The organism is Chloroflexota bacterium (assembly GCA_026710945.1).
Taxonomy (GTDB): Bacteria; Chloroflexota; UBA11872; order VXOZ01; family VXOZ01; genus VXOZ01.
Genome location: JAPOQA010000066.1, coordinates 1 through 9,451, shown reverse-complemented (window position 1 = coordinate 9,451; position 9,451 = coordinate 1). Strand labels below are relative to the sequence as shown.

At 56.1% G+C, this 9,451-nt stretch carries 7 protein-coding genes; 2 read left to right on the top strand and 5 right to left on the bottom strand.

Going from position 1 to position 9,451, the window contains the following annotated elements; translation table 11 throughout:
• Positions 1-179 precede the first annotated feature (179 nt).
• From OXE05_13585 to OXE05_13570, 4 genes are all read right to left on the bottom strand, one after another.
• Positions 180-578: a type II toxin-antitoxin system VapC family toxin gene (locus OXE05_13585; GenBank protein MCY4438348.1), complete on the bottom strand. Its 399-nt coding sequence runs from the start codon at positions 576-578 to the stop codon at positions 180-182.
• A complete protein-coding gene (locus OXE05_13580) occupies positions 575-859 on the bottom strand; it encodes a type II toxin-antitoxin system prevent-host-death family antitoxin (protein MCY4438347.1) in 285 nt (94 codons plus the stop codon). Before OXE05_13580 ends, OXE05_13585 begins: the two co-directional genes overlap by 4 nt.
• A gap of 207 nt (positions 860-1,066) precedes the next feature.
• A complete protein-coding gene (locus OXE05_13575; GenBank protein ID MCY4438346.1) occupies positions 1,067-1,687 on the bottom strand; it encodes a hypothetical protein in 621 nt (206 codons plus the stop codon).
• A 3-nt stretch (positions 1,688-1,690) separates the two neighbouring features.
• A complete protein-coding gene (locus tag OXE05_13570; protein ID MCY4438345.1) occupies positions 1,691-2,794 on the bottom strand; it encodes an AAA family ATPase in 1,104 nt (367 codons plus the stop codon).
• Between the two features lie 405 nt (positions 2,795-3,199).
• Between OXE05_13570 and OXE05_13565 the strand changes: the two genes are divergently transcribed.
• Both OXE05_13565 and OXE05_13560 read left to right on the top strand, forming a co-directional pair.
• Complete coding sequence (locus tag OXE05_13565; protein MCY4438344.1) at positions 3,200-4,909, top strand: hypothetical protein; 1,710 nt, start codon at positions 3,200-3,202, stop codon at positions 4,907-4,909.
• Between the two features lie 136 nt (positions 4,910-5,045).
• A complete protein-coding gene (locus OXE05_13560) occupies positions 5,046-6,107 on the top strand; it encodes an SIR2 family protein (GenBank protein ID MCY4438343.1) in 1,062 nt (353 codons plus the stop codon).
• A gap of 86 nt (positions 6,108-6,193) precedes the next feature.
• Here the strand turns inward: OXE05_13560 and OXE05_13555 are convergent, their stop codons facing one another.
• Entirely contained in the window at positions 6,194-9,100 is a 2,907-nt protein-coding gene (locus OXE05_13555; GenBank protein MCY4438342.1) for a hypothetical protein, read from the bottom strand.
• Positions 9,101-9,451 lie beyond the last annotated feature (351 nt).

Sequence of the window (9,451 nt, the reverse complement as noted above, 5' to 3'; positions counted from 1 at the left end):
GATTGCTAAATTGCTGCCCCCGCCGCCAATCCTCCCGGTTAGCAAAGGTTTGCAACCTGCGTCCCCCGCCGATGGTCTCGATTGCTGAATGACTGCGCCCGCCGCCTATTCTCCCGGGTAGCGCAGGTTTGCAACCTGCGTCCGCGCCAATTCTTCCGGCTGCCTCTCTTGCTCCGCCCTCATTCCGTAGCGCGCAGGCGGTCCAATTTGCCCGGCCAGGCGAGCATGCGCTCGTCGGCGGTGATGAGTGTGTGGCCCTCCAAAGCGGTGGCTACGATGAGGCGGTCGGCGGGATCTCCGTGCATGTCCGGCAGAAGGCCAGCGCGAGTTGCCACACGTCCATCCACAGGAATCTCGATCACACCCTGATCGAGCAGATCACGCCGCCAGGCAGCGAGCTCAAAACGCAGGGCAAGCTGACCCTTCTGCATGCGCATGCCGACCTCCCAGAACGAAATGGCCGAAACCGCCGCCTGCCCCTCTGCCAGCGCCCGTGCAATGGTCTGGCGTGCCTGCCTCCCCAGCCTCCGGTCGCCCTGCTCCTGCCAGAGCAGAACATGAGTATCGAGGAGAATCAAAACAGGTCGCTCGCGGTATCGTCTGCGTCCTCAAACCACCCCGCCGGCATCGGTTCCACGATGTTTTCTAAGCTGCGGATGTTGTCGCGGTTGCGGCCAAATTCCATCTTGGATTTCTCCCGGTACGGCGCCAGCCGCGAGACCGGCCGGCCGCGCTTGGTGATGATGATCTCCTCACCACTCGCCGCCACCTCGTCCATGAGCTGCAAACACTTCGCCTTGAACTCCGACGCCTTCACCATCCGCGCGCCACCGGTGTTAATGCTGTTGTCGTCTGCCATGCCCCGCCATTCTGGTCTGGAGGAATTTGGTTAATTGTACCATAGTCATGACCATGGTCATAAGCGAAGGGCTGCCTCGTCTTGTCCCCTCTCCCTGGGGAGAGGGCTAGGGTGAGGGGAAAGACTTCAATCTGGTCTATCCTACGGTTCGGCAGAGCCATGCAAACATCGACTCAGAGAGGGAATCAGAAGCTACGCAGCCGGCCCTTAGGTAAAGAGTGCCTTAAGCCAAGCGACGAATGACTGGCAGAGCGCGCCGTCAACTGCCAAGTCGCGCGCGCCAATTGCCGCGCCCATGAGGCGAGGATCCTCGCGCGTCGCTAGCCAGGCATGGACCTGCGCTCTCGCCTTCTTCTTCTCGCTGAACTTCCTCTCCGCACACGCTATGCCGTCGATGTAGCTTTGCGCCAAGGGCCAGACCGCATCGCAAGCGGGGATCATCTGTGCAACGAAGTCTTCAAGTTCGCCCGACGCGGCGTTGTCCGGCATCAGCCACACACCCACGCGCGGACGGCTTTCGACGATCGTGCCGGAAGGGTCGGGGCTGTCGGGCAAGTGGACTTTCGCAGACGCAAGCCGGCCTTTCACTGCGTCCCAACGCGCGCCCACGTTGTCGTTGGCATCCACCAGAATGCCCATTGCCTGTAGGCCAGGAGCCTGGATTACAGTATCAACGGCATCAAGCAGTTTGTCCACGCCGTCGCTCACCTCGGTGTGAAAGGGTAGCTCCGCTGCGTGACGGTACCAGACGTGCTGCGCCACGTGCTTATCGTCCGGTCCTTCCACCAGCAGCACGCGGCTCGGCGGCGCGCCAGAGGGTCGGGTCATGCGCTACCGCACCTCAATGCCTTGTTCCGCCGCGACTCGGAGTTGGCGCTCCGAGTATTCCACAGCGCGAATCCCCTCGCCGTCGTTCTCCAGCCGCACCAGCGCGCCCTCCACGCCTTCCGCTGCCACCGCCGCCTGCGCGAAGCCCGCCACGCAGTCCCAGCTATGCGTGGTGGCAAAGACCTGCACGTTGCTCTCCTGCGCCGTCAGCAGCACCATGCGCCAGAAGTCGCGCTGGATAGTGTGGTGAATGCCGTTCTCCGCCTCGTCGATGAGCAGGAACCCGCCCTGGCTGTTGGCCAGCGCCAAAGCGACACCAAAGAGCCGCACTGCGCCGTCACCCAGACTCCGCAAAGGCACCGGCCGCTCCTGCCCCGCAATTCTCACCACCGCCCGCCGACCGAAACGAGATTTACTCTCATCGCCGATTACTGCGGCGCGCTCTACCGTGTCGCCATAAACCAGTTGCAGCGCCTCTACTGAGCGATTCTCATCATCCGTGAGCGCAACCTTGTCCCACATCCGTGCGATATCCATATTGCCCAGCGCGTTTGGACCCAGGGACTCGCACGGAATGACAGGCGGAAGTTCGGTTTCCTCAGAGAACTCAAGAGAACTCGATACTTTTCTAAGGCTGGACCGCGATGCGGCCTGTCCATCGTCACTGTACGTAATTCTGAACATCCAGCCATCATTGCCCAGCAAGATGGCACGAATGTCATTCTGCCACTTGGCCGCCTTAGCTCCGGCAACCGGTGTGGCTTCGACTCTCAGATATCTAGATGTGCCCGTTGGGCCAATGACAATGCCTTTGTCCGGGAGAATGTGCCGTCCATAGAATAGCGCTTCCCAGTCAGGACCGACCGATTTGTCACCGTCCTCAACGGCAGAACTCGTAAGTTCCTCACGGCTACCCAGTATGCTCAAGAGAACTGCGTGCTGGCCGCGCGCGGCATAGGTGCGGACGGCGTCTAGCACCGTCGTCTTGCCGACGCCGTTCTTGCCCGCGATGAGAGTCACGCAGCCCAAGCGCTCAATCGAAAGGTCTTGAATGCCGCGAAACCTTCTGATGGTTAGATTGGGGAGATGCAGATCATTTCCAGACACGGCAGTTATCTCTTCGCTCTAAGCCTCCACAAGGCGTGAAGCCTGAGAGTGGGGGTGAACCCGTTTCCAATCAAGAGAGAGCAACATGCGCTCCCTAGGTGAGGCTTCTTTCGCCTTGCTCAGTATACAAGAACGCTGACCGGGCAGTAGGCAAAGCAAAAACAACAAAGTCTGGGCACAGCCTGAGCCAATGCTACAAGCCTGTCATTCACCAAGGTATTCCTATCGGAATACTATATGTGGTATGATTGGAGAGCGACATTACTACATGTCGTTCCTCCGTTAGCAGTATTGAGCTCACCAAGCCCCTTTGCCGCTGAGGACGCATCGCGCGTTGCAAGATAGATATTCTGACCAACAAAGCCCACCCTTTGGGGGTGCAAACAGCCAGAGAAGGTAGCGACTATGCCTAGCCCTGCACACAAGAAACTGATTGAGCGCATCGAGAATCTCGACAAGGTTCCCGACGATGCGACAGAGTACGAGACTTGGATCAAGGCTAACGCACATCTAGGTCTGTTGCGGGATAACGAGAGAGAGGATGAACTGATTGTATATGGACTCGGTAGGTATTCATTCATCCATTCTGTTGTAGTTAGTTTAGATAATCTCACGTCCGTAGACCAAGAAGATCTGCTCCAATGGGGCGGCAACCCTTTCTCCTCTTTAGCCGGTTACAACTGGGGAAGTGAGCAAGATAGCGTCTGGATCGAGACTGACACTGATTGGGGCGCAAAGACTCTCAGTGACGCTCAGCAGCTAGTATTCGCTCGTGAAATCAAAGGGCTAAGAGGAAGCGACGCCTTGTACTATGAAGTACTCCAAATATATTTGCACGTAACTGACATTCATTGGCGTTCAGAACAGCACGCATATTGTCGATTTGACGAGAACGGAGATTTCGATCACATTGTTTCGGTTACGTCTAAAGAGGACAAAGGCAGCGTTACACTCGTATCTTTCAAGCGCGAACCTCTGGATCTGTATCTTGCCGCCTCGAATTCCGTGCTTATTCGTATGTTCGAATTTCCATTACGACGGCCGGAGAGATCTTTCGAAGTTCCAGACTGGCCTCACGAGCCCAAAGTGCTCAATGAGAGTGACAGTTTGATCTACCGACACTTTATCGATCCTGGAAAGGAGTCCCACACTCGCGGTGCTCAGATCATTCGCCCCCGCCGTCCAAAGAGCGAAATTTTCTCATCTTTGAAAGATAGTTGGTCTAGCCGCACAGAAGGGCCTTATGTTGATTTCTTAGCATGGGATTGGCGCAATAGACGCATCTCAAAAGTTTCTACTGACCCGGACTCTACTACCAACTACATTCAGATCCATGAGAACTCTCTTCCTCACGAACTTTCGATTGCCTTCTTTAGGCCCGAAGTGCTTCTGAGATATAAGGCTGATCAGGACAAGTACACGATCGGGTCTGGGATAATTACTTGTCGAAGCGCTTGGGAGTTGCGTAGTTACCATGTAAACGAAGTTAACCAGGTTCATGCCTATATCTGTGACCTTCGGGATCTGCCGCTTGGGGAACAGCAGTACTGGCTGAGTTTTAATGAGAGACCTAAGGCGGGGATTTCGCAAAGTGTCATTGAAGCCGACTTTAAGGGGGAATGGCCATCAGTTGCTGATCCCCTCCATGAAGTCCTGTTTATCGCGGAAGAATGGAAGTACTCAGATGTGACTTGGTGGAAGCTTCGTGATGAAGCTCTACTTGGTCACGTTAGCAAACCTCTAACGAACAGCCGACAAGAGTGGGCGGGAGCGTTTTCGGATCTTTCGAAAATGCTCATTGAGGGCTTTAAGGTCAAGGCAATTCGGGCAAAGCTCAGCGAAATGGGGATTGCCTTCTGCAAAGAGGAGAAGAGTCTGTCCCTTATTGAGAAAGTCCTAATCGGGCATGCCAAACTCGCCAATGGTGGAAATCTCAACGGTTTGAGGGAGGTTCACGATATCCGATCCAAGGTTTACGGGCATTTCGGCGGAAGTGATGCTGATGCTTTAGCAAAGAACGCATTGCAAGAGCACGATACATATACTGCTCATTTTGAAAGTGTCTGCGAGACCGTTGCGGATGAACTCAAGCTGATTGAGCAAACCTTTTCGTGAGAGTCCCTAACGCTGCCTGTCGCTGAGCACGGGTGTTAGATGATCAGCTTGGCGGTTTTGGGGCGGGGTTTGCCGCCGTGCCTATCCCGATTGCGCAACAGCGGCGTCAATCGGAACAGTCAAAGGAGAAAGCACCTTGATACTTGTATTTGCTGGAGCCGGCGCGTCAGCAGCAGTCAATCCTGAACAATATCCCACAACGACCGAGTTCTTTAGTCGTGTCCCTAGTGAGATTAGAAAGAGTCCCTGGTTCAGGGAAGCCTCTTTGTTCCTCAAGTCAGTCGACAACGATAGTCGGATTGACATTGAGAAAGTTCTTGGCACATTAGCCGAAATGCGAGACTATTGCACCAAGTCTTCAGACACCACTGCTTTCCCTGGCTGGGTTTTACAGCCTGGTCAGAATCGCTTTTCGAGACTCGCCGAGACAAGCGAAGGCGAACTCATCGACTACGATCCATTCGCCTCTCTAAATGACATCTTGGAGTCAATGAAAAAAACCGTCCGCTCTTTAGATGAGCTTGAAGACGACATCAACAGGCTTGTGTATGAGTTGTATGCCGCGAGACCCAATCATGAAGCATTAGAAACATGGGTCAATTTGCTTCAGTTTCTTCATAGGCACGATCTTCATACCGAAGTGTTTACGACGAACTATGACCTTGTGCTAGAAGACGCTATCCTTGCAGGAGGTCTAAGCGAGAGTATTGGGACAGGTAGAGTCACAGACGGCGTCAACTCCACGATTGACCTAGACAAATGGCACTCTACATCCGAGGAAATCGTTCCTACTTTCTCTGGCCCTGGGCTGTTGACAAAGCTACACGGTTCCGTGGATTGGCAGCGGGGCTCCGATGGAAGGATCATCGTTGGGTCATCACGGTTCACAGGAGAACATCAGAATCACATCTTGATCTATCCCGGGTTCAAGGGCGAGCCTCAGGACGAACCCTTCTCGTCGTTCCACAATCGCTTGCGGCTAGTTGCGGAGAGAGCGACAGCTGCCATCTTTATTGGTTACGCCTTCCGGGATGAATTCATCAATGAAGTTCTGTCAGATATTCGGCCTAAGATTACTAAGTTCGTTATAAACAAGGAGCAAACGGCACCCAGTCTAGACTTTCTAAGTGGATCAGCTCACTTTGAGGAAGGATTTACGGAAGACTCAGTGCAAGCATTCAAGAGGCTATTGGTCTAACATAGCTGCGTTACGGTGAATGAGCAAGATAAAGTACTGCTTCCATGCCATTTCCAAATGTAAGCCACGACCAACATGTTTATCTTTCACATTCTGAGTTCGGTGCCATTGGGTCTTGGTTTGCCGCCGTGGACGGAGGGTTCGGCGCACCATTTGGCGGCGAGGCGGCGGACGGCGGTGTAGGTTTGTTCGTCGAAGCCTAAGAGGTCGCGGATGACGCGGCGGTCGAGGAGGGCGCGGTTGGGGTCGGCGTCCGCGAGGTAGGCGGGCTGTAACTCTTTGTCGCGGAATTCGTCGAAGATGAGTTCCGCCATGATGAGTTGATCGTCGCTGAGGGCGCGGAAGTCGAGCACGGGGAGGGTTTCAACTGCTCGTATGGTCGTGCGACCACGACCACTCTGCTGACGATTAGCGTGCCACCAGTGCGCGAGCAAACCGAGTGTGGAGTTGCCCCACACAGAAAGAGCGTAGTCAAAGCGAGCATCAGAAAATACCACGTTGGGCCATGCCGTACCACCTATGCTCTCTTCATCTGTAAACGCTACTCCCAACGGCTGCGAATTGTAGCGAAAGTCAAGGTTTAGATGAGCTCGACTGGCGGTAGCCCAAATGGTGGCGGCTTTCTCTTCCATGCCTTGCCGGACTTGCAACTGGGAATCGGGAACGCACACTATACGAGTCTCGTTTTGAGCGTCATGGTTCCACAAAGCAGGATAGGTAGCTGTTGAACTCGGTGCGATTTTGTCAAAAGGCCCTCGTGGAGCCGGCCCTGTGATGTCACGATGAACGAAGCCAAGCCTACTGATCCTTCCAAGAACATGCATTCCCAGTTCAAGAGGTGCAACACTACCAGGTAGCCACAGTTGGGATTGGGATAGAGCGAAAGCAGTTTGAGCTACCGCGAAGTCTGAGAGGCGCACCGCGCCCCATTGCGAGCCGTCTGCGTGACAAAATGCGGTTACGCTCTTACCAAGCGATTCTTCCCCAATCACCAAGGGCGTTCCACCGTACGGGCCATCCTTGATTTCTCTAACATGGTTGCTGTTGGTTACTTCGCTTGCCAGCGAGCTAGCGTGATCGAAACCTCGCGGCCTGCGGCTGAGTGATGAAAAGAGGGGCAGCGTTTCAGACTTTTCTGCCGTCTCAAGTTTTCGGGCTATAATCAAGCATTCCGCCAAGCCCGTATCTGCCGAAAACGATAGGTCTTCATTGTCCGCAGCGGCAATAGTTAGTACGTTCAACTCTGTGTAATTGCCCACCAGCATCTTTCGGAATCCCTGCCACGACAAGCCGGAGGCAGCAGACAATGGCAAAACGAGCGCCAGCACGCCGCCGGGCTTAAGCTTGCGGTCCGCTAACGCCGCAAAAGCGGAGGCAATGCCGGCGTTGCCGTGGTAGCAGGTCTTCTTTCCCATTTCATTGATGAGCTTCCCCATTTCCGTCTGATCTTCCCGCGTGGCGTCAAATGCGGCGAATGCGGGATTCGTAATGTCGGCATGAGCACCTTCGTGATTCGTGGCCCGCGTGAACGGCGGGTTCATAATCACCAAATCGTATTCCCAATCCCTTATGTCAAGGGTGACTTGCGCCGATGTCTCCTCTCCCGCGCTGCCGGTGCGGAGGGCGGGGTCGCTGGTGTTGAAGAGGGTTTGGACGTCCGAGCGTTGCAGAAGTTCCAGGGAGCCGATCTTGACCGTGCCGTCGGGTTGGCGGCCGTAGGGCATGGTGTAGAGGCGGGAGCTGCCGAAGGCTTCGCCGGGTTCCACGCCAGAGAGGGTGGAGCCGGTGATGTGGATGGCCGAGGGCATGACGTCGCAGCCGTAGAGCACGTCCTCCATCATGGCGCGGTGCAAGGCGGCCGGGTTGCCGCCGGCGCGCTCGTGCTTGGCGGCGATCTGCGCGTACACCGCCGAGAGTAACGCGCCCGTGCCGCAGGCAAAATCGGCGATGCGCAGCTTGCCGATGGCGCCGGCATCCGCCCAGTCCACCCCTTGCAGCTTGGCCACGGCCAGCCGCGCCAGCAGCGCCGCCGACGAGGGCAGCGTGTAGAACGTCGCCAGGTACTTGCGGTCGGCAATGAGACGCTGGAAGATGCGGCCGGTCAGGTCGTGGGAATTCTCCACGCCCATGGCGCTCACCGACTGCGCCGTATGCCGTAGGCGTCCCAGAATCTGCGCCGCCTCAGCCGCGGGCAAATGCATCAGAATGTCCCTGGCAACGGCAAAGATGGCCCAATAGTTAATGTCCAGAATGTCCTGCCACGCCGCGAGCACCTCACCCTGCGGGTTGGCAACGTCATCGCCGCAGACCATGTTCAGGGACTTGACCCCAGTATGCATGCCGTAGATGCGCTCGTGAAAGACCAGAGCGTTGGCGATGATGGCGCAGGCCATGCGACGCGTCTGCGGCACGTTGCTCATGCCGAGGAGACGCGCAATCTCCATGGTGATCGCCTGGCGGTTCGTGTCCATCTCGTCCAGGATTTTCGCCGCCGCGTTGATACCCTTTTGCAGCTCGTCGGTGGCGTCATCCACGGCCTTCTGCGGCACGGAGACCAAGCGCGCCAAATCGGCTACGTCCTCCGGAGAGCCCTCCAGCCAGCCGGACGCCGGAAAGCGACTGACGCCCTTTTTTTCTTCCGTGAAAACGCAATAGGAAAGACGTGCCTGCCGCAGAGCGGAATGGAGATCGTCGGCATCAGCAATCTCTTCGGGATACCGTAGCGCGATTGCCGCCTCGATTTCACGCCCACTCGCCGCTACCTCCAAACCCAAACGCGACTTGGCTTCATCCTCCACGGTCGCACCCGGCATATACTCCGCCTCGATCACCACCGGCGCGCGGCCGGAGTCCTCGATGATTATGTCGGGCCGCCGACCCGAATGCCCTGTGATGGTCTGCGTACTCTCAGCGCGCACGTGACTGCGGGAGAGCATGCCTTGCAGCACACTTTCCATGGCGTTGTTTACGCTCGGTTCAGTCTGACGCGCCATCTCTGCTGCGGCTCCCTCAGTCCGCCCCTGCAATTCGCATGAAGTTCAACAGTACTATTGTACGTGGTACCGGCATTTAGAGCAGTGCTCTCCCTCCTCTGAGACCTTTGCATAACCCCACTTTCAAGCAGGGGCACTCCCTCTCCTGGGGGAGAGGGTTGGGGTGAGGGGGTCTTTTTGCTGCCATTGCCCGTTACGTTTGGCAGTGTCAAGGCGTATCAGGGCAGAATCGGTGTGCATATGGAAAGATTTCAGGAGATTCACCCTCACCCTAGCCCTCTGTATAGACCAGAGAGATACTTAACGGGTGTGCGCAGACATACTTTACACAGTATGGCACTCTTTCTGAGT

Coding starts and splice junctions, on each gene's coding strand:
- OXE05_13575 (MCY4438346.1), bottom strand. CDS start 1,687: ATGACCCGACCCTCTGGCGCGCCGCCGAGCCGCGTGCTGCTGGTGGAA.
- OXE05_13555 (MCY4438342.1), bottom strand. CDS start 9,100: ATGGCGCGTCAGACTGAACCGAGCGTAAACAACGCCATGGAAAGTGTG.
- OXE05_13580 (MCY4438347.1), bottom strand. CDS start 859: ATGGCAGACGACAACAGCATTAACACCGGTGGCGCGCGGATGGTGAAG.
- OXE05_13565 (MCY4438344.1), top strand. CDS start 3,200: ATGCCTAGCCCTGCACACAAGAAACTGATTGAGCGCATCGAGAATCTC.